This is a genomic window from Glutamicibacter soli (assembly GCF_003309065.1).
GTDB classification, from domain to species: Bacteria; Actinomycetota; Actinomycetes; order Actinomycetales; family Micrococcaceae; genus Glutamicibacter; species Glutamicibacter soli.
In genome coordinates this window covers 1-20368 of the sequence record NZ_POAF01000004.1, presented here as the reverse complement: position 1 = coordinate 20368, position 20368 = coordinate 1, and the positions used below count along the sequence as shown (strand labels likewise).

At 66.8% G+C, this 20368-nt stretch carries 19 protein-coding genes and 1 riboswitch; of the genes, 9 read left to right on the top strand and 10 right to left on the bottom strand.

What is annotated here, in order from left to right; all coding sequences use genetic code 11:
- Positions 1 to 74 precede the first annotated feature (74 nt).
- From C1H84_RS09235 to C1H84_RS09210, 6 genes are all read right to left on the bottom strand, one after another.
- Positions 75 to 1346: a uracil-xanthine permease family protein gene (locus C1H84_RS09235; RefSeq protein WP_113607258.1), complete on the bottom strand. Its 1272-nt coding sequence runs from the start codon at positions 1344 to 1346 to the stop codon at positions 75 to 77.
- A gap of 33 nt (positions 1347 to 1379) precedes the next feature.
- A complete protein-coding gene (gene thiD / locus C1H84_RS09230) occupies positions 1380 to 2804 on the bottom strand; it encodes a bifunctional hydroxymethylpyrimidine kinase/phosphomethylpyrimidine kinase (RefSeq protein ID WP_113607257.1) in 1425 nt (474 codons plus the stop codon).
- Complete coding sequence (thiE, locus tag C1H84_RS09225) at positions 2801 to 3442, bottom strand: thiamine phosphate synthase (RefSeq protein WP_113607256.1); 642 nt, start codon at positions 3440 to 3442, stop codon at positions 2801 to 2803. Before thiE ends, thiD begins: the two co-directional genes overlap by 4 nt.
- Positions 3435 to 4229 (bottom strand): hydroxyethylthiazole kinase, encoded by a 795-nt coding sequence (thiM, locus tag C1H84_RS09220; protein ID WP_113607255.1) that lies wholly within the window; start codon positions 4227 to 4229, stop codon positions 3435 to 3437. The genes thiE and thiM overlap by 8 nt, the downstream gene beginning before the upstream one ends.
- Positions 4219 to 4313: riboswitch (TPP riboswitch) on the bottom strand. (Overlaps the previous gene by 11 nt.)
- A gap of 386 nt (positions 4314 to 4699) precedes the next feature.
- The gene (locus C1H84_RS09215; RefSeq protein ID WP_047120614.1) at positions 4700 to 5065 is read right to left on the bottom strand and encodes a GntR family transcriptional regulator; all 366 of its coding nucleotides are present in this window, start codon (positions 5063 to 5065) and stop codon (positions 4700 to 4702) included.
- A complete protein-coding gene (locus tag C1H84_RS09210) occupies positions 5062 to 6657 on the bottom strand; it encodes a hypothetical protein (RefSeq protein WP_146955999.1) in 1596 nt (531 codons plus the stop codon). The genes C1H84_RS09215 and C1H84_RS09210 overlap by 4 nt, the downstream gene beginning before the upstream one ends.
- 97 nt (positions 6658 to 6754) lie before the next feature.
- Between C1H84_RS09210 and C1H84_RS09205 the strand changes: the two genes are divergently transcribed.
- Both C1H84_RS09205 and C1H84_RS09200 read left to right on the top strand, forming a co-directional pair.
- Complete coding sequence (locus C1H84_RS09205) at positions 6755 to 8188, top strand: aldehyde dehydrogenase family protein (RefSeq protein ID WP_082124041.1); 1434 nt, start codon at positions 6755 to 6757, stop codon at positions 8186 to 8188.
- A gap of 79 nt (positions 8189 to 8267) precedes the next feature.
- The gene (locus C1H84_RS09200; RefSeq protein WP_047120616.1) at positions 8268 to 9716 is read left to right on the top strand and encodes an amino acid permease; all 1449 of its coding nucleotides are present in this window, start codon (positions 8268 to 8270) and stop codon (positions 9714 to 9716) included.
- Here C1H84_RS09200 and pgm read toward each other — a convergent pair.
- Entirely contained in the window at positions 9713 to 11314 is a 1602-nt protein-coding gene (gene pgm / locus C1H84_RS09195; protein ID WP_113607253.1) for a phosphoglucomutase (alpha-D-glucose-1,6-bisphosphate-dependent), read from the bottom strand. The two genes, C1H84_RS09200 and pgm, sit on opposite strands and share 4 nt — an antisense overlap.
- A gap of 55 nt (positions 11315 to 11369) precedes the next feature.
- On the opposite strand from pgm, the gene C1H84_RS09190 reads away from it, so the two are divergent.
- The 3 genes from C1H84_RS09190 (at position 11370) to C1H84_RS09180 (ending at position 12732) form a co-directional block, all read left to right on the top strand.
- A complete protein-coding gene (locus C1H84_RS09190; RefSeq protein WP_113607252.1) occupies positions 11370 to 11699 on the top strand; it encodes a DUF4190 domain-containing protein in 330 nt (109 codons plus the stop codon).
- A gap of 64 nt (positions 11700 to 11763) precedes the next feature.
- Positions 11764 to 12519, top strand: a complete 756-nt coding sequence (locus C1H84_RS09185) for a hypothetical protein (RefSeq protein ID WP_113607251.1) — start codon at positions 11764 to 11766, stop codon at positions 12517 to 12519.
- Between the two features lie 3 nt (positions 12520 to 12522).
- A complete protein-coding gene (locus C1H84_RS09180; protein ID WP_047120619.1) occupies positions 12523 to 12732 on the top strand; it encodes a helix-turn-helix domain-containing protein in 210 nt (69 codons plus the stop codon).
- A gap of 52 nt (positions 12733 to 12784) precedes the next feature.
- Here the strand turns inward: C1H84_RS09180 and C1H84_RS09175 are convergent, their stop codons facing one another.
- Together C1H84_RS09175 and C1H84_RS09170 are read right to left on the bottom strand one after the other, a co-directional pair.
- Entirely contained in the window at positions 12785 to 14242 is a 1458-nt protein-coding gene (locus C1H84_RS09175; RefSeq protein WP_113607250.1) for a peptide MFS transporter, read from the bottom strand.
- Positions 14243 to 14294: 52 nt separating this feature from the next.
- Positions 14295 to 15647, bottom strand: a complete 1353-nt coding sequence (locus tag C1H84_RS09170) for an amidase (RefSeq protein ID WP_113607249.1) — start codon at positions 15645 to 15647, stop codon at positions 14295 to 14297.
- Positions 15648 to 15713: 66 nt separating this feature from the next.
- Here C1H84_RS09170 and C1H84_RS09165 point away from each other — a divergent pair, with 66 nt between their 5' ends.
- Positions 15714 to 16040: a rhodanese-like domain-containing protein gene (locus C1H84_RS09165; RefSeq protein WP_047120622.1), complete on the top strand. Its 327-nt coding sequence runs from the start codon at positions 15714 to 15716 to the stop codon at positions 16038 to 16040.
- Positions 16037 to 16960 carry a prephenate dehydratase gene (gene pheA / locus C1H84_RS09160; protein ID WP_113607248.1) on the top strand — a complete coding sequence of 308 codons (924 nt, stop codon included), beginning with the start codon at positions 16037 to 16039 and terminating at the stop codon, positions 16958 to 16960. Before C1H84_RS09165 ends, pheA begins: the two co-directional genes overlap by 4 nt.
- Here the strand turns inward: pheA and C1H84_RS09155 are convergent.
- The gene (locus C1H84_RS09155) at positions 16957 to 18003 is read right to left on the bottom strand and encodes a diacylglycerol/lipid kinase family protein (protein WP_113607247.1); all 1047 of its coding nucleotides are present in this window, start codon (positions 18001 to 18003) and stop codon (positions 16957 to 16959) included. The two genes, pheA and C1H84_RS09155, sit on opposite strands and share 4 nt — an antisense overlap.
- Before the next feature lie 38 nt (positions 18004 to 18041).
- Between C1H84_RS09155 and serS the strand changes: the two genes are divergently transcribed.
- Positions 18042 to 19319, top strand: a complete 1278-nt coding sequence (serS, locus tag C1H84_RS09150; RefSeq protein WP_053797132.1) for a serine--tRNA ligase — start codon at positions 18042 to 18044, stop codon at positions 19317 to 19319.
- Positions 19320 to 19445: 126 nt separating this feature from the next.
- Positions 19446 to 20276, top strand: a complete 831-nt coding sequence (locus C1H84_RS09145) for an HAD family hydrolase (RefSeq protein ID WP_113607246.1) — start codon at positions 19446 to 19448, stop codon at positions 20274 to 20276.
- The last annotated feature ends 92 nt before the right edge of the window (positions 20277 to 20368 follow it).

Sequence of the window (20368 nt, the reverse complement as noted above, 5' to 3'; positions counted from 1 at the left end):
AGCGGCTTAAGCGGGAACGGCGGCCGGAACCCGATGGGGGATTCCGGCCGCCGCAGCGGTGGAGAAGATCGGACCTAGGCTCCGGTCTGGGACAGGTCGTTGCCGCGCAGCTTCGCCGCGGCGCTCATCAGGTGGAAGACCACCAGGGTGGCGATGGTGCCCAGGGCGATGCCGCCCAGCTTGAACTGGCCGAAGGCGATTTCGCTGGTCACCGCGATCGCGATGATCAGGCCGGTGCCGGCGGTCATCAGGTTGATCGGGTTGCCGAAGTCAACCTTCGACTCGATCCACAGGCGCGCGCCCACGATGCCAATCATGCCGTAGAGCACGATGCCCAGCCCGCCGATCACGCCCTCGGGGATGGTGCCGATCAGCGCGCCCACCTTCGGCATGAACGCCAGCGCCATCGCGGCGATCGCTGCCACCCAGTAGGCGGCGGTGGAGTACACGCGGGAGGCAGCCATCACGCCGATGTTCTCCGCGTAGGTGGTGGTGGCCGAGCCGCCGCCGAAGCCCGCCACCATGCTGGCGGCGCCGTCGGCCATCAGCGCGCGGCCGTTGAACGCGGTCAGGTCGCGGCCGGTCATCACGCCCACGGTGCGCACGTGGCCGATGTTCTCCGCGATCAGCACGAATACCGCCGGCAGGAACATCAGCGCGGTGTCCAGGTGGAAGCTCGGGGTGTTGAATTCGGGCAGGCCGAACCACGCGGCTTCGCCGACCTTGGCGAAGTCCACCTGGCCCTGGGCCAGCGCGATCAGGTAGCCGGCGACCAGCCCCACCAGGATGGACAGGCGCCCCAGCAGGCCCTTGAACACAACGGTGGCCAGCACCGTGGCGATCACCGTCAGGAAGGTGGTGGCCGGGAACTTCTGCATGGGTTCCAAGGTGGCGCCGGCCAGGTTCAGGCCGATCAGCGCGACGATGGTGCCCATGACCACCGGCGGCATCAGCGCGTGGATCCAGCCGGTGCCGGTCTTCTGTACCACCAGGCCCACCAGGAACAGCAGCGCGCCGGTCATCACGATGCCGCCCAGCGCCGCGGACATGTCGTGGGCCTTGGTGGTCGCGACCACCGGGGCGATCAGCGCGAAGGAGGAGCCCAGGTAGCTGGGCACCTTGTTCCTGGTGATCAGCAGGAAGAGGATGGTCGCCACGCCCGTGAAGAGCAGGGTCGTGGTGACCGGGAACCCGGTGATCGTGGGAACCAGGATGCTGGAGCCGAACATGGCCAGGATGTGCTGCGTGCCGATGGAGATCGTCTGCGGCCAATGCAGCCGCTCATCCGGGGCAACAACCTCACCGGGGGTGATGGTCTTGCCGTTGCCGTGAATGCTCCAACTCATGCAGTCCTCCAGACTCTGCGGCCCCAACGCGTTTTAGGCCGTAGAGAATTCTACGCTCTCGGCATGGGCCTGCGCGAAAAAGGCCAGCTCGTGCTCGCTGGAACGCAGGAACGCCTGGCGCATCCGCTCGCGCTGCGCCGGGTCCGCCAGTTTCCATGCGGCGCGCACCATCCCGATGGCCTGCGCGGTGGATTCGTCGAACTCCTCCGAGGCGTAGGTCTGAAGCCAGTCGCCGTAGGGGTGGCCTTCGTAGTTGGCCGCCGCAAGCCGCTTGCCGATGTCCTGGTACAGCCAGTAGCACGGCAGGATCGCGGCGATCAGCTCCGGGTAGCTGGAATTGCAGGAGGACAGGTGGTTCACGTAGTTCAGCGTGGTGGCCGACGGGTTCGCCAGTCCTTCCACCAGGTGGCTGCGGTGCAGCTGCAGCTCGCCCTCCAGGATTTCCCCGGCGCCCTTGGCCCAGAAGCGCTGGGAATCCAGCTCAGGGGCCAGCGCGCTGGCCTGCGCCAGCACCTGCGCGTAGCGCTGCAGGTACAGGGCGTCCTGCGCCAGGTAGTATTCGAACTTCTCGCGCTCCAGGCTGCCGTCGGCCAGCTGCACGATGAACTCCAGCTCGTCAATGCCCGCGCGCAGCGGTGCGATGTCCTCCCACCAGGCGGCCATCGGATCCGCGGCGCCGAAGAAGTCGACGAAGTGGTGCACCGGCCCGTGCCCGGAGCCCACCTGCAGCTCGTCAGCGGCGCCGATGGCGCGCAACATGTAGCCCTTGGCCTGTTCCAGCGCGGTCGCCCAGTCGCCGGTGGCGGCGAAGCGGGTGGCCAGCGCGCTGGACAGGGTGCAGCCGGTGCCATGGGTGTTTTTGGTAGCCAGGCGCGGGGAGCTGAACTCGGCCAGCACCCCGGCGGCGGAGACCAGCGCATCGGGGCACTGCGCCCCGGCCAGGTGCCCGCCCTTGGCCAGCACCAGCACGTCGTGGGCGGAGGCCAGACGCCGGGCCTGCTCCAGCACGAGCTCCCAGTCCTGCGCGGCGGCTTCGCCGAGCAGCGCGCCGAGCTCGGCGGTGTTCGGGGTGATCACGGTGGCGCGGGCCAGCAGCGGGTGCAGCGCGGCGGCGTCCTCCAGCAGGGCATCGCCGCTGGTGGCCACCATGACCGGGTCCAGCACCACCGGGGCGTTGACGGTATCCAGCCAGGCGGCGACAGCGCCGATGATCTCCTGGTTTGCCAGCATGCCGATCTTCACCGCGTCGATGCGCACATCCGCGCTGAGCGTTTCAAGCTGCGCGGTGACGAAATCCCCGTCGATGGCCTGCACTCCGCTGACCCCGCGGGTGTTCTGCGCGGTCAGCGCCGTGATCACTGCCATGCCGTAGCCGCCGTTGGCGGCAATGGCCTTCAGATCGGCCTGGATGCCGGCGCCGCCGGACGGGTCGGAGCCCGCGATGGAAAGGATGTTCACTTGGCCTCCTCCCAGGCGGAAACCAGCTGGGCGCTGGCGCTGCGCGGATCATCTGCCTGGCAGACTGGGCGCACCACGGCCATCCCGGCGCCGCCGCCGGCGCGGATGGCCGCGGCGTCATCGGCGGTCACCGCGCCGATGGCCACGCAGGGCAGCGCGGTCCAGCCGGTGCGTTCCGCGAAGCCGTCCAGGCCCAGCGGGGTGGGGTGGTCCTTCTTGGTCGGGGTGGCGCGCACCGCGCCAACACCTAGGTAGTCGATGAACTCGGCATCCAGGTTGGCCTGGGCGATCTGCTCCCGCGTGGAGGCGCTGAGCCCGATGATGCCCTCGCCGATCAGCTGGCGGGCCAGGGACACCGGCACGTCCTTCTGCCCGATGTGGATGCCGGCCACCGCGGCCCCGGCGGCGCGGGCCGCCAGGAATACGTCGATGCGGTCGTTGACCAGCAGCTGCGCCTTGCCCTCGGTCAGCTTTGCGGCCGCAAGCGTCAGCTCGAAGAACTCGCGGGCGCTTTCCTCCTTGGCGCGCAGCTGGATCCACTGGATCCCGCCGGCCACGGCTGCCTCGATCACCTCAAGGGTGCTATGCGGGCTGCAGCTGGCGGTGTTGGCCACCAGGTAGGCTCCGAGATCACGCATAGGTCTTTTCCTCACAGTTCAGGGTCTCAAGTGCGGCGGGCTCGACGGCCGCCAGGGAATCGAGGAAGGCCACGGCAAAACTGCCCGGCCCGGAGCTGGCGGCCAGCGCCTTTTCGGCGGCCAGGCCGTAGTAACCATGGGCCGCCACGGCGGCTTCGAACGGGTCCTCATGCACCGCGAGCATGCCCGCGCACACCGCACCCAGGGCGCAGCCTCCGCCGGTGATGCGGGTCAGGCCGATGCCGTTGGTGTGCACCAGCACGGTGCGCTGCGCGTCGATGATGGCGTCCGCCTCGCCGGAGATCGCGACCACCGAACCGTATTTCACTGCCAGCTCACGCCCGGCGGCGATGGCTTCCTGCACGCTGTCCAGCGAATCCACACCTCGGCCGGAGGACTCCCAGCCGGCCAGCGCCATGATTTCCGAGGCGTTGCCGCGGATCAGCGTGGGGCGGCGGGCGACGATGCGCCGGGCGAATTCCGTGCGGACCGGCAACGCTCCGACGGCCACCGGATCCAGCACCCAGGGGGTGCCTGCGGCGCTCGCCGACTCGACAGCTTCTTCCATGGCGCGCAGCTGCTCGGTGGTGGGCGTGCCCAGGTTGACCAGCACGGCCGAGGCGGCCGCGGCGAACGGCCTGGCTTCCCCGGGCAGGTCAGTCATGGCCGGGGCCGCGCCGGAAGCCAGCAGTACATTGGCGGTGAAGTTGGTAACCACGGTGTTTGTCAGGCAGAACACCAAGGGGGATTGTTCCCGGTAATTGCGGGCAACAATAGGCAGAGTCATGCGACATCCCTCCGCTAGCTTGACCTAGTTCAGGTTCAACGGGTCTCATCTCAGTCGGCTTCTCCGACACCCCGTGTCACTGATCCCGAGGGTACGCAGATATCTGCGCAAGGACAAATCCTTAACGCCGTTGGAAGTTGGCCGGCCCGTGCCGGCCGCTAGAGCCTCGGATCTTCGTAGCCCCTGCCGCGATCGATATTCTTCCGTGCTTCTCGAAGTGCCCTGGAGATTTCCGGGTCAGATCCTTCGAGGTCGTCGGCTCGTCGGTCGAGACTGCGCATGGCGCCTATGGCAAACGGCAGCGCGCAAAGTATGACCAAAACGCAGACGATCAAAATCGAAACCGGATCCACAGGTTATCCATTCCAAGCATTGCGGTGAGCTTAGGCTGAGCCTACAAAGAGGGGCGGACACCGTCAACCGAATCCCGGCTGCTCGGGAAATGATGCGGTGGTGACAGGGTTACCGAGCTATCGCGTCCTCCGCGCAACCAGCGCCTTGACCGTCGCCGCGTCCACCCCCAGCTCCGCGGCCAGTGCCCAGACCCTGTCCACTGCCTCGACCAGGTGCTCGTCCAGCGCTGGCTGCCCTGGCAGCTCATTGACCACGGTGCCCGCCCGGCGGCGCGAGGAGATCAGCCCTTCGGCCTCCAGTTCCTTGTAGGCGCGGGCCACGGTGCCGGCGGCCACACCCAGATCGGCGGCCAGCGCGCGCACCGTGGGCAGCCTGCTCCCGGCGGCCAGTTCGCCCAGCGAAATCAGCGAAGCCACCTGGGCGCGGATCTGTTCATAGGGCGGCAGCGCCGAGTCCAGGTCAACGGTGATCTGGGCGCTCATCGGCGGCCCGCGTCACTGGTCTCCGGCCGCATCGAACCTTGCGGGCGCGGCAGCGCCAGCACCGCCGGCGCACAGAAGACCAGCAGGCCGAACAGGGAGAATTCGGCGAACAACTGGTATCCCATCATTGGCATGGCCACGAACGCGCCGGCGACTACGCGCAGCGAGCGGATTTCAAGCACCTGCCGATACCAGATTTCCACCTCTGCGCCCACCTGCCAAGGGATCGCCACGGAGCGGACGAGCAGGACGAATCCTGCATGCGCGGCGAGCAGTGCCGCGGCCAGCCCGGCAATGATCCACCGGTTCGGCGCGACAAATCCCCACAGCAGATCCAGCGGAGGGAAGAGCAGGAAGTACAGGCCGGCCGCCATCAGGAGTCCGGCAACGACATAGGTCCACAGCGGCAGCCGTGCGGCGGGTTTGGGCATTCGCGCGGCCGCGCGGGTCTTGATCGCCATGTACGCCAGGTAGGCGGCGTTGACCAGTAGGTAGAACAGCGTCGCGCCCGCGAGGAGGGCCAGGATGGCGGTGGCGCGTTCGGCGGTCGGCATCTCCTGCGTCTCGGAGCTCGGCAGCATTGGCCATCCGACGGCGACCAGCAGGATGGCAGCCATGGCGCTCAGATACTGCACCGCGAACAGCTGCTCGCGCAGCCGGTTGAAGGCGCTGGAGACGGCCGGCCGCAGGGATTCGAAGTTCACCGGCGGGCGCCAGAAGAACATGACGACGGTGATGGCCAGGGCGATGTAGTTGGCGGTCTGGTCCCACCGGCCCGCGAGGTCGTTCATCCGTTCCCAGTACTCGATGCCTTCGCCACCCATGGATTTGTCGGCGTCATCGGAGATCCACCGTGCCTTGAAGTGCAGGGCTTCGCCGGCGAGGCCGGCCAGGAGCACCGTCACCGTGCGGTAGAGGCGATTGAGCCAGGTGATGCGCAGCAGCCGGTTGTCGTGCTCGCTGATGCCGTCCAGCGGCTTGCGCCGCAGGATGAGGATGGTGGCGGCGAAGGCGGCGACCAGCAGAAGGACCAGGCTCAGTGCCAGATAGGGCAGGACCTCTGCGGCCGAACGCAACCCGTCCTGGGCATCGGCGGTCATGTAGTAGCCGTCGCCGTCGTCCTCGATGACCTCCGGCGTGGGGGCGAAGCCCGTGACGTCGCGGACGCTGTAAATCGCCAGCATGCCGGCGGCGAAGGTTGCCGCCATGATTCCGACCAGGGACTTGGGCACCAGCCCGGACAAGGTCCGAGGCTGCAGCGAGGCCGTGCGCTTCGGCCGGAGCTTGTGGGGCCAGGTGAACTGCCCTGCGATGTAGATGAAGGCGACCCACAGCGCCGGGGTCGCGGCCACCCCGATGGCCTCGGGAATGCGAAGCGGCGATTCGTCGTAGTACGGGACTGCCGCGAGGGTGCTGAACCAGTCGGCCGACGTGCTGGCGAAAAATCCGATGAGCGCGCACCAGAAGGCGTGCCGGCGGGCCAGAGCCAGCCGGTCTCCGCCCTCCTTGGACGCGAGGTTGCGCAGGATCACGTAGATGACCAAGGCCGCAATCGCGAAGCTGCCGAACTGTGAAGTCAACGAATTATTCATTGGTCCCGCCTTTCGAAAAGAATGTACCAACTAGTTGATACAAAATAAAGGTGGTCGCAATCAGGTCAAGTCCAGCCCGTTGACGTAGTCTCGACTCATGGGTCTGTTTACTTCCACTCCGCTGCCCGATCCCGTCGGCGACTTCGCGCCGCCCGTGGATGAGCATCCGTCGAAAATCGCCGCCACGCTGGCGAACCTGCGCCACTCCGCCGATACCCGCATCACCCACCCGCGCCGTTTCCGCGTCCAGCAGCTGCGCGCGCTGGAGAAGATGCTCGAAGAGCACCTGGACGACTTCCTCGCCGCGCTGAACGAGGACCTAGGCAAGGGCGCCACCGAAGCGAAGTTCTCCGAGGTGGACGTGGTCCGCGCGGAGATCGACTTCGCTCTGCGCCACTTGGCCGAATGGATGGACCACACCAACGTCAAGGTGCCGCTGGCGCTGCAGCCGGCCATGGCCAAGGTCGAGCCCCGCCCGCTGGGCCTGGTGCTGATCATCGGCCCGTGGAACTACCCGCTGCAGCTCATGCTCGCCCCGCTGGTCGCCGCCATCGCCGCCGGCAACGCCGCGGTGCTGAAGCCTTCGGAGATCGCGCCGGCGACCTCCGGCGCACTGGCCAAGTTCCTGCCGCTGTACCTGGACAACCGCGTGTTCGCCGTCATCGAGGGCGGCGTGGACACCGCCACCGAGCTGCTGGCCGCGCGCTGGGACCACATCTTCTTCACCGGAGGCGAGAAGGTCGCCAAGGTGGTCGCCGCCGCAGCCGCCAAGCACCTGACCCCCACGACCCTGGAGCTGGGCGGCAAGTCCCCGGCAGTGGTCGACAACCAGCTGCCGGCCACCGCCAAGCGCCTGGCCTACGCGAAGTTCATGAACGCGGGCCAGACCTGCGTGGCCCCGGACTACGTGCTGACCATCGGCGACTCGGCGCCGCTGATCGAGCGCCTGGGCCAGACCATCCACAGCTTCTACGGCAAGGACCCGTTGACGCACCCGGACTTCGGGCGCATCGCCAGCCACCGCCATTTCCAGCGCCTGCTGGACATGTTCGAGCAGGGCGAGGTGGTGCACGGCGGGCAGTACGACGAGCAGACCCTGCGCATCGCGCCGACCATCATGCGCAATGTCGACCTCGAAGGCACGCTGATGCAGGAGGAGATCTTCGGCCCGATCCTGCCGGTGATCGAAGTGGCCACCTTCGAGGAGGCCCTGGAATTCATCGCTGCGCGGCCCACCCCGCTGGCCGCCTACCTGATGAGCGAAAGCCCGCGGCTGCAGTCGATCTTCTCCGACCGGGTGCGTGCCGGCGCGATCGTGCACAACGCGCCGCTGGCCCAGATGATCGTTCCGTCCCTGCCGTTCGGCGGTGTCGGGGCCAGCGGAATGGGCTCCTACCACGGCAAGCACGGCTTCGACCGTCTTTCGCAAATGCGCTCGGAACTGAGCAAAACTACGGTGGTCGATACTCTGAGCGCGATATATCCTCCATATTCTTGGGCTAAGCGAAAGATTATTGATCGCTTACTGTAGCGCGGTTCATAGCTTTTGAGCTCGCCGGGGTGCTTGGATTGAAAGGTTGGATTTTTCTATGCACCAGGAGCTGTAACGCATGAGTGAGCCCGCACCGTCCCAAGACGGTCTGAAGCGTGGTCTCAAGGCCCGCCACCTGCAGATGATTGCAATTGGCGGATCGATCGGAACCGGACTGTTCGTCGCCTCCGGCGGAGCCATCGCCGACGCGGGCCCCGGGGGAGCGCTCATTGCCTACGGCCTGATCGGCCTCATGGTGCTGCTGCTGATGCAGTCGCTGGGCGAAATGAGCGCGCGGCTCCCGGTCGCCGGCTCCTTCCAGACCTATGCCACTGTCTTCGTGAACCGGCATTTCGGCTTTGCCATTGGCTGGAACTACTGGTTCAACTGGGCGATCACCGTCGCCGCCGAGCTGGTCGCCGCGGGCATCATCATGTCCTACTGGTTCCCCAATTCCCCGAGCTGGATCTGGGCGGCGCTCTTCCTGGCGCTGCTCACTGGCCTGAACGCCCTGTCCGCCAAGGCCTTTGGCGAGGGCGAGTACTGGCTGGCGATGATCAAGGTCGTCACCGTGATCGTGTTCCTGATCTGCGGTGTGGCGATGATCTTCGGCATCATCGGCGGAACCTCGCCCGGCTTCAGCAACTGGACCGAAGGCGAGGCGCCGATCGTCGGCGGCTGGCTGTCCATCGTCTCGGTCTTCATGATCGCCGGCTTCTCCTTCCAGGGCACCGAGCTGATCGGCGTGGCAGCCGGCGAGGCGGAGAACCCCAAGCGCGACATCCCGAAGGCCATCAAGGCGATCTTCTGGCGCATCATGCTGTTCTACATCGGCGCGATCTTCGTGATCGGCATGCTGATCCCGTACCTGGATCCCTCGCTGCTCTCCTCCGAGGCATCCGACATTGCGACCTCGCCGTTCACCCTGGTCTTCGAGCGCGCCGGCATCGCTTTCGCCGCGGCGCTGATGAACGCAGTGATCCTCTCCGCCATCCTGTCCGCGGGCAACTCAGGGCTATATGCCTCTGCGCGCATGCTTTATTCGATGGCGCTGGACGGCAAGGCGCCGAAGATCTTCGGGCGGCTGAACCGCCGCGGCGTGCCGATGCCCGCCATGCTGCTGACCGCTTCGGTGGGCCTGTTCGGCTTCCTGACGGCCATCATCGGGCAGGGCGCAGCCTACACCTGGCTGCTGAACGTCTCAGGCCTGTCGGGATTCATCGCCTGGGTGGGCATCGCGGTCTGCCACTACCAGTTCCGCAAGCAGTACATCGCCAGCGGCCAGGACCTGGCCAAGCTGCCCTACAAGGCGCCGCTGTTCCCGCTGGGCCCGATCCTGGCGTTCGTGATCCTCATCGTGGTCATCGCCGGCCAGAACTACCAGGCGGTCATCGAGGGCAACCTGCTGCAGGTGGTCTCCTCCTACATCGGCCTGCCGATCTTCTTGCTGCTGTGGCTGGGCCACTGGCTGGCTACCCGCAAGCAGCCAGCCGTGAAGATCGACCCCTGGACCGCAAAGCTGCACTAGGCGTTCAGCGCCGCATCCACGATCACCCGGGCCTCTGCCAGCACCTGCTGCAGATGCTCGGGTGATTTTGTCGATTCCGCGTAGATCTTGTAGATATCCTCGGTGCCCGACGGGCGCGCCGCGAACCAGGCGTGCTCGCTGGAGACCTTCAGCCCGCCGATCGCGAAGCCGGAGGCCTGCGTGGCCTTGGCGGTGATCGGGTCGCCGGCCAGCTCGGTGGCGCTGACCATACCCGGGTTCAGCTTGCCCAGCACCGCCTTCTGCTCGCGGCCGGCCGGGGCGTCGAAGCGGTCGTAGAAGCTGCCGCCGTGGCGGGCGACCAGCTCGGCGTGGATCTGGCTGGGACTCTTGCCTGTCACCGCGCGGATCTCGCTGGCCAGCAGAGCCAGCATCAGCCCGTCCTTGTCGGTGCTGAAGGCACGGCCTGCGAAGTCAAGGAAGCTGGCGCCTGCCGACTCCTCGCCGCAGAAGCCCACCTGGCCGGAGGCCAGCGGCTCCACGAAGTACTTGAAGCCCACCGGGACCTCCAGCAGCTCGCGCCCGTGGGCGGCGACCACGCGGTCGATCAGCACCGAGGAGACCAGCGTCTTGCCGACCTTTGCGTCGGCGGGCCATTGCGGGCGGTGGGTGAGCAGGTAGTCGATGGCCACTGCCAGGAAGTGGTTCGGGTTCATCAGCCCGGCGTCCGGGGTGACGATGCCGTGGCGGTCCGCGTCAGCGTCGTTGCCGGTGGAGATGTCGTACTTCTCGCGGTTGGCCACCAGCGAGGCCATGGCGTGGGCGGAGGAGCAGTCCATGCGGATCTTGCCGTCCTTGTCCAGCGTCATGAAGCCGAAGCGCGGATCCACGGTCTCGTTCACGACGCTCAGGTTCAGCCCGTAGCGCCGTCCGATCTCGCCCCAGTAGTGCGCCGAGGCGCCGCCCAGCGGATCGGCGCCGATCGAGATGCCGGAGTCCGCGATGGCCTTGAAGTCGATGACCTGCGCCAGGTCCGCGATGTACAGCTCGCGGAAGTCGAATCGCTGCGCGTCCGGGGTGCCGCGCTTGATCTGCCCGCCACCGGCCAGCAGCTCGTTGGCGCGGGCGGCGATGGGGCCGGTGATCTCGGATTCGGCCGGGCCGCCGTGCGGCGGGTTGTACTTGATGCCGCCGTCGGCCGGGGGATTGTGCGAGGGGGTGATGATCAGCCCGTCCGCCTGCGCGCCGCCGCGCGCGTTGTGCACCAGGATGGCGTGGCTCAGCGCCGGGGTGGGGGTCAGCCCGTCCTCGGCCAGCACCGTGACGCCGTTGCCCGCCAGCACCTCCAGTGCGGTGCGGTAGGCCGGTTCGGAGAGCGCATGGCTGTCCTTGCCCACGTACATCGGGCCGGTGATGCCGGCGGCGGTGCGGTAGTCCACGACGGCCTGGGTGATCGCGGCGATGTGCGCTTCGTTGAAGGTGCCGTTCAGCGAGCTGCCGCGGTGGCCGGAGGTGCCGAAGACGACCGCCTGGTCGGGGTTCGCGCTGGAGGGCACGATGCCCGTGTAGGCGTCGAGGACCGCCTTGAGGTCGATCAGGTCGGTTTCCTGCGCCGGCTGGCCGGCTCGTTCGTGTGCCACTGCGTGTATCTCCTAGTTGGTGCGATGTCCGCGGGGTCGTAGACAATGGATAGTGATGAGCTACTACCCATACCCGCAAAACCCCTACCAGCGCCCGCCGGAATCGACCGGGCTGTCGGTGGCCTCGCTGGTGCTCGGCATCCTCTCGATGCTGGGCTTCGCCATAATCATTCTAGTTCCGCTGGCCGGAGTCATCACCGGACACCTCGGCTATCGGCGCGAACCGAACTCGCGGGCGCTGTCGCTGGCCGGACTGATCACCTCGTGGATCGCGCTGGTGATCGCGGCCCTTCTCTACGCGGTCGTGATCTGGCTGGTCTTCTGGATGCCCGGGGCGATCTACGAATACACCGACTACGCCTACAACGACCTGAATTACACCTAGACCCGCAGTCGGAGCGATGCTAACTTAACGATAATCGTTATTAACGACTATCGATAGGATCGCCATGCTCGCGATATTGCCACTGCTGCTGGTCTTGGTCCTGCCCGTGACAGTCCTCGGGATTGTCTACGTGCTGCGCCGCAAATCGTCCGATAGCAGCGCAGTCGTCGCCTTCACCCGGATCGTCGCCTGGATTGGCGTGGTGCTGATCGGCGGCTCCCTGCTTGTCGGCGCTGTGGCGGCGATCGCGAATGGCGAATCGACGCTCCAGGTGCCGGTCGAACCGTACTGGCCTGAATTTCCCGCGGTCAGCGACGTGACCCCGGACCACGGCGACGCCGTGCGCAGCGAAATCACCACGGTGACGGTGACCGCCACGAACCTTGGCGCCGCAACCCGCGGCTTGCTCGCCGCGGGCTCCCTGGTTTCCGGTCTGGCCGTTATCGCGGTGCTGGCGGCCCTCATCGCCCTGTGCGGCAAGCTGCTGGCCGCCAAGCCGTTCAGCGATTCGCTGCGCCGCGCCGGACGGATCGCCGCCTCGGCGCTGGCCCTCGGGACGCTGGTCGGCCAGACGCTCACCGGCATCGGCGCCTACCGGGCGGGCGAGGAAACGCTGCGGGTGGACAGCTACACCAGCACGGGAGACCAGGAATTTCCGGGTTTCTCCCCGTGGCCGGTCCCGGCCTTCTCCATCGACTACGACTTCGCGCCGTTCCTCATGGCCTTGGCCATCCTGGTGGTGGTTGAGCTGGTTAATGCCGGCATGGCGATGGCGCGGCAGAACGAACGGCTGCGGGCCGAGACCGATGGGCTGGTCTGATCCGTGGAGCTGCGCACGGTGCACTGCAGGCTGACCGAATTGCTGGCCGAGCGCGCTATGACCCTGGTCCAGCTCAGCGAGCTGGTCGACGTCTCGGTGGTGAACCTGTCGGTGCTGAAGAACGACCGGGCCAAGGCCATCCGCTTCAGCACCCTGGTGGCCATCTGCCAGGCCTTGGACTGCGAGATCGGCGAGCTGCTGGTCCTTCGTTAAACGGCTGCGGCGCGGATCCCGGAGGAATCCGCGCCGCTTGGGTGTCCGGGCTTTAGTGCACCGAACCCATGAGCTTCTTCAGGGCCGGGGTGGCCGCCAGCATGGCGATGCCCAGCACGACGGCGGTGCCGCCCATGGCGATGAAGTAGGCAACCTCGTTGCCCGGGGTGTAGAAGCCTGCCAGCACGCCCGACAGGGTGGTGCCCAGCGAGATCGACAGGAAGAACAGCGCAATCATCTGGGTGCCGAAGGCGGCGGGAGCCAGCTTGGTGGTCACTGCCTGTCCGGTCGGGGAGAGCAGCAGCTCGGCGATGGTGCACAGCAGCAGGATGCCGATCATGGCCGGCAGCGGGGTCATTTCCAACGAGTTCAGCGGGATGAAGCACAGGAAGGCTGCGCCCACCACCACCAGCGACAGGCCGAACTTGGTGCCGGTGCGCGGCTGGCGCGTGCCCAGCTTGGTCCACATGGCGGCGAAGACGCCGGCCAGCAGCACGATGAAGACCGGGTTGATCGACTGGACCCAGCTGGCTGGCATCTCCCAGCCGAACAGGTGGCGGTCAAGGCGCTCGGCCGAGTAGGCGGCGACGAAGGTGAACTGCTGCTGGAACAGCGCCCAGAAGGCCGCCGAAGCGATGTAGAACGGAATGAACGCGTACACGTTCTTGCGCTCGCGGTCGGTGACGCGCGGGCTGCGCAGGATCAGCACGAAGTACACGATGCTGGCGGCGATCACCACGTAGGCGATGGTCGAGGCCAGGTTGTCAGGGGTGACGATCTTGGTCGCGAAGGCGGCGATGATCGCCACGATGACTGCCAGGAAGATGACCACGTAGCGGGTGCGCTCGTTCTTCGGCAGCGGGTTCGGGACCTCGCGCACCGAGTCCGGCAGGTTCTTGCGGCCGAACGTGTAGATCAGCAGGCCGACGCCCATGCCCACGGCCGCGGCGCCGAAGCCCACGTGGAAGCCGAAGTTCTGGTGCAGCAGGCCGGTCAGCAGCGGGCCGACCAGGCCGCCGATGTTCACGCCCATGTAGAAGATGGAGAAGCCGGCGTCGGACTTCGGGTCGTCCTTGGCGTAGAGCGAGCCGACCAGCGCGGTGGCGTTCGCCTTCAGGCCGCCGGAGCCGATGGCCACCAGCACCAGGCCGATGGCCAGACCGGTGACGCCCGGCAGGAATGCCAGGGCAAGGTGGCCTGCCATAATCATCAGGGCGGAGACGAACAGCACGCGTTCCGAGCCCCACAGTCGATCGGCGATCCAGGCGCCGAGGATGGTGCTCAGGTAGACTGCGCCGCCGTAGGCGCCGACCAGCGACAGCGCCAGTCCCTGGTCCAGTCCCAGGCCGCCGTCGGCGACCGTGAAGTACATGTAGTAGGCCAGCAAAGCCTGCATGCCGTAGAAGGAGAATCGCTCCCACATCTCGACGCTGAACAGGTTTGCGAGCGCGCCCGGGTGGCCAAAGAAGGTCTTGGCCGGGCGTTGAGTGCTCGGTGTTGCAGTAGACATACGTAATATTTTTCGCTTTTCCGGAGGCGAGTACCTACTTCTGTCGGAAAGCTCACACTGAGATCTGCAACGCTAAAGCCAGGAGCATCCCCTCGTCCGAACGCGGTGAAATCAGCTGGATTCCCAGTGGGAGGCCTTCTTTGCTGGTACCCGTAGGTACGGTAATCGCGGCCGCGGAAGAGACGTTGACCATGGAGCTGTACGGGGAGTACTGGCACTGCAACATATAATCGCGCTCCGCCGATCCTTGGGTATAGTGCCCCACCATCGGCGGGACACCTGACAGCGCCGGGGTGGCGATCACGTCGTAGGCCGACCACTGCCGGATGAAGTCCGCCGCGATCTGCCGGATCCGGGTGGCCGCCTGGGTTGCGGCCTGCAGGCTGCGCTGCTGCGAACGGCGCCGGAATTCCCGCGCGAGGGCCCCAAGCCTCGATTCGTCCTGCAGCGGGATGTCCTTCAGCCCGTTGGTCCACACCGCGCCGAAGGCCTCGGGGTAGTCCTCCGCATAGGCCAGTTTGGCCAGCTCGACCTGGTGGCGCTGCGCCAGCAGCTTCAGCCCGGCGCTGAACGCCTGCTGGGCGTCGGGGGAGACGGTGATCTCGTAGACGCTCTGGAACGGCGAGTGGGTGCTGTAGCCGATGCGCAGGTTCGCCAGCTCTTCCGGGTAGCGCCCGCGCAGCAGCGGCAGGTAGTGGTCGGTTCCGCGCATCGCATCCATCAGCAGGGCCGCATCCAGCGCGTCGTGGGCCAGCGGCCCGGAGACCGTGAGCTTGGGGGCGCCGAAGCCGTCGCTGTAGCCTTCCAGCACGTCGCTGGGGATCCGACCCAGCGAGGGCTTGAGGCCCACCAGGCCGCAGGCGGCCGCCGGGATGCGCACCGAGCCGCCGCCGTCCGAGCCCGGGCCCACCGGAATCATCCCGGCGGCCACCGCGGCGGCCTGCCCCCCGGAGGAACCGCCGGAGGAGCGCTGCGGGGCGAGGGGGTTGCGCGAGGGCGCGGCGATCAGGTTCTCCGAATAGCTGCTCAATCCGAACTCGGGCACCTGGGTCTTGCCCAGCACGATGACGCCCTCGGCGCGCAGCCGGGCGGCCAGCGCCGAATCCCGGGTCGCGACCGGGTGTTCCACGGCGGCCGAGCCATGCGTGGTCGGCATGCCCGCTACGTCCCCCAGGTCCTTGAACGCGGTGGGCATCCCGTGCATCCGGCCCAGCTGCCCGCGGTTTTTCACGAAGGCCTCGTCGGCCCGGGCCGCGGCATCCAGCGCGGCCTCGGAAACGTGGACGAAAGCGCCCAAGGAGCGCTGCTCGTCGATCCGCTGCAGGTGGTGGGCGGTGGCCTCGCGGCTGGAGATTTCTCCGGCGGCCAGCTGGTCGCGCAATTTCACGGCGCTAAGGGGCAACATGTCGGCTTTCGACGGAGGAATGACTAGTCTTTTAAGCAAACACCCAATCTGAGAGGAATTCCAGCCATGAGCGACTTCGAGACCGTCACGGTCACCAACGTACCCAAGGACGCCTTCATCCTGGACGTGCGCGAGGACTTCGAGTGGGAAGCCGGCCACGCCGCGGGCGCCACCCACGTCGCGCTGGGCACCCTGCCGGAGCGCGTTTCCGAGCTGGACCCGGACGTGGACACCTACGTCATCTGCCGCACCGGCGGGCGCTCGGCGCAGGCCGCCGCCTGGCTGACCGGCATGGGCTACACCGCCTTCAACATCGCCGGCGGATCCGACGCCTGGATCGAGGCCAAGCTGCCAATGGAATCCGAAAACGGTCAGGAGCCGACCGTTCGATGAAATACGCCTATCTGGGCCCCTCGGGAACCTTCACCGAATCCGCGCTGCTGCAGCTTGACGGCGCGCGCGACTCGGAACGCATCCCCGCAGCCAACGTGAACGCCGCCCTGTCCATGGTGCGCGAGGGCGACGTCGACGCCGCCGTCGTGCCCATCGAGAATTCGGTGGAAGGCGGGGTGTCGGCCACGCTGGATTCCATCGCCACCGGCGACTCGCTGCAGATCGTGGCCGAAATCCTGGTGCCGATCACGTTCGTGCTCGCGGTGCGCGAGGGCATCACCGAGCTGGGCCAGATCAGGCAGGTATCGACGCACGGGCACGCCTGGGCGCAGTGCCGGCTGTGGGCCGAGGCGAACATCCCGGCGGCGGTCTTTACCCCGGCGTCCTCCACGGCGGCCGGCGCGCTGGGCCTGCAGGATCCCGAGCAGCACCACGACGCCGCCATCTGCAGCCCGCTGGTCGCCGAGGAGCGCGGCCTCCACGTGCTGGTGCGCGGCGTGGAGGACAACCTCGGCGCGGTCACCCGGTTCATCGTGGTCACCCGCCCGGGACGCATCCCGCAGCCCACCGGCGTGGACAAGTCCACGCTGATCCTGCCGCTGGCGGAGGACCGCCCGGGCGCGCTGATGGGCATCCTGGAGCAGTTCACCGCGCGCGGGGTCAACCTCTCGCGCATCGAGTCGCGCCCCACCGGCGAGGGCCTGGGCAAGTACTTCTTCTCGGTCGACGTGGAAGGCCACGTGGCGCAGGAGCGGGTCGCCGCGGCGCTGTCGGGCCTGCACCGGCTGTGCCCGGAGCTGAGGTTCCTGGGGTCCTACCCGGCCGCCCAGGGTGCCGCCCCGTTCGTCGACACGCACAACTCCGACGACGCGTTCATCGAAGCGCGCGCGTGGGTCGACGCCGTGCGCGCACGCCTCTAGGGGGTGCGCAGGCGCAGCGAACCGGCGTTCACCGAGACTTCGAGTTCGTTGACCTGGCCGGTGGGATCCCCGTCGATCTGCGTGTTCATGGGTTCGGCGCAGCGCAGGGAGATCCCGCTGGTCTGGTAGAAGCTCATCACCGGGATCTTGTTTTTCGCGCGGAACGCGGTCTTCAGCAGGATCCAGGTCCAGCCCGCGGCCGAGCGCGGGGAGAGCACCACGGCATCCAGCACGCCGTCATCCAGCTTCGCGTCAGGCACGAAGTCCAGCCCCTGCAGCTTGCCCACGTTGGCGAACAGCACCGAGCGGACCTTGCGGGTCTGCCAGTTGGAATCGCCCGAGAGCTTGAAGTGCACGCGCTTGCGGCGGCCCGGCAGCTGGCGCAGGCCAGCCTGCGAGTAGGCCAGCCAGCCGACCTTGGACTTCATCTCCTCGTCGGTGTCGTCGAACAGGTCGGCGTCGGTGCCCACGCCGGCGATCACGAGGAACGCATGGTCCGCGGTGGTGCCGTCCAGCAGGTTCAGCTTCATGTGCCCCACGTCGATGCGCCGCACCGTGCCGCGCACTGCCACCAGCGCGGCGGTGTGCAGGTCCTCCAGCGGGACCTCCACGTTGCGCGCCAGCAGGTTTCCGGTGCCCAGTGGGATGATGCCCAGCGTCGATTCGGTGCCTTCGAGCACCTCGGCCGCGGCGCGGATGGTGCCGTCGCCGCCCGCGGCGACAATCGTGTCGCATCCGGCGTCCAGCGCCTTGCGGGCCGCATCCTGCCCGGCGTTCTCCGGGGTCGTATGGAAAACCAGCGGCGCCTCCATGCCCGCTTCGGCACAGACCCGGGCCACCGCCTCTTCCGCGTCACCCCCTCCTGACTTGGAGGGATTGACGATCAACGCAACCTTGGACGGCTCTGTCTGGGCCACCTCCTCGGCAGGCCTGCTCAGCGGCTTGCTTGACTGCGAAAGTTTGCGCACCGAGTACCAGCTGGTTGCCGCGGCGGCAGCTGCTGCGGCCGCGGCAGAGAGAATGATCGCCCTATTTGTCTGCATAGTGCTCTCATCGTACTCATGGTTGCTACGCTTAATGCGTGATCGACCTGAAAATGCTCACCGAAAATCCGGATTTGTACCGCGCTTCGCAACGTGCCCGCGGTGCCGACGAGTCGCTGATCGATCAGCTCATTGAAGCTGATGCAGCCCGTCGCGAGACCATCGCCACCTTCGAACGCCTGCGCGCAGAGCAGAATGCGTTCTCCAAGAAGGTCGGCCAAGCCAAGGGCGAGGAGCGCGCCGCGCTGCTGGCCGAGGTCAAGGAACTGGCCGCCTCCGTGAAGTCAGCGCAGGCCGAGGCCGACGCCGCGGCGGCCGCTTCCGTGGCGCTGCAGCGTTCCATCCCGAACCTGATCATCGACGGCATCCCCGCCGGCGGCGAGGACGACTTCACCGTCATCAAGCACGTGGGCACCCCGCGCGATTTCAAGGCAGAGGGCTTCGAGCCGCTGGACCACTTGCAGATCGCCGAGAAGCTCGACGCCATCGACATGGAGCGCGGCGCCAAAGTCTCCGGCTCCCGCTTCTACTTCCTCAAGGGCATCGGCGCACGCCTTGAAATCGCCATGATGAACATGGCCCTTGACGTGGCCATGGACCACGGCTTTACTCCGATGATCACACCGACCCTGGTCCGCCCGGAAACCATGCAGGGCACCGGCTTCGACGTCGAGCACGACGACGAGATCTACAAGCTCGAGCGCGACGACCTGTACCTGGTCGGCACCTCCGAAGTGGCGCTGGCGGGGTACCACGCGAACGAGATCATGGACCTGTCCGAGGGCCCGCTGCGCTACGCCGGCTGGTCCTCCTGCTACCGTCGCGAGGCAGGTTCGGCTGGCAAGGACACCCGCGGCATCATCCGCGTGCACCAGTTCAACAAGCTGGAGATGTTCATTTACACCAGCGTGGAGAACGCCGAGGCTGAGCACGAGAAGCTGCTGGCCATGGAAGAGGACATGCTCGGCCGCATGGAGCTGGCCTACCGCGTGATCGACACCGCCGCCGGCGACCTGGGCATGAGCGCGGCCCGCAAGTTCGACTGCGAGGCCTGGGTGCCGACGCAGGAGACCTTCCGCGAGCTGACCTCGACCTCCAACTGCACCACCTTCCAGGCGCGCCGCCTGAACATCCGCGAACGCGAGATCGTCGACGGCAAGCCGGGCAAGACCCGTGCGGTCGCCACCTTGAACGGCACGCTGGCCACCACCCGCTGGATCGTCGCCATCCTGGAAACCCACCAGAACGAGGACGGCACCGTGAATGTGCCCAAGGCGTTGCAGCCGTACCTCGGCGGACTCGAAGTCCTCAAGTAAAACCACAAGCAAACCGGCCTTCGGGCCGGTTTACTTGTTCAAGGAACAATGCGCTTCACCCGAAGTTCACCTGTGCCTGTGCCACGGATCATCGCAATATTTCGCAGGTGATGGTTCACTGGGGACATGACAGTTTTAACTAGAACCGGCAACGATGACCGGTTGAATACACGAAAATTGATGATTTGCCTCGATGTGGACGGAACCATCGTCAACCACCGGGGACAGATGAGTGAGCGGGTACGCCGTTCCGCCCGCGACGTCGTCGAGCGCGGCCACGAGGTCGTCATTTCCACCGGACGCTCGCTGGGCGCGGCCCTTCCGATCGTCCGCGAACTGGGCATCGACCACGGATATGTCGTCGCCAGCAACGGCGGCGTCCTGGCGAAAATCACCGGCGAGGACGTCGACGTCTTCCATCGAGAAGTTTTTGATCCGTCGCTGGCGTTGGCCGCCTTATGGCGTTCGCTGCCCAACGCCAAATACGCGCTGGAGAACGAACGCGGAGAATTCCTGTCCAGCGATGTTTTCACGGACGCAAGCTTCGGCGCCGAATCCCAGGTCGTGGACTTCGAGGAGCTGGTCAACAGCAAGGCAGTGCGCGTGGTGGTGTTTTCCACGGACGCCACCGCCGAGGACTTCGGCCAGGCGGTGCAGGGGCTTGGCCTCTCCGGCGTCACCTACTCGGTGGGCTGGACCGCGTGGCTGGATATCGCCGCCGAGGGAACCACCAAGGCCAGCGGCCTGGAACGCCTGCGCGCGATCCTGAAATTCGACACGGCCGACACTCTGGCCGTGGGCGACGGGCGCAACGACATCGAGATGCTCCAGTGGGCAGGGCTCGGCGTTGCCATGGGCCAGGCCCCGGACGAGGTCAAGGATGTCGCGGACGCGATTACCGACGGCGTAGATGACGACGGTTTGGCAGTGGTCCTCGAAGAGCTTCTGCAGCGATAGCCTACGGGTCGGGGTCTTCGAGGGGGTCTTCGAGTTCCTCCCGGGTCCAGGGTTTCCCGCGCACCCATTTGGACTGGGTGAGCAGGTCCGGG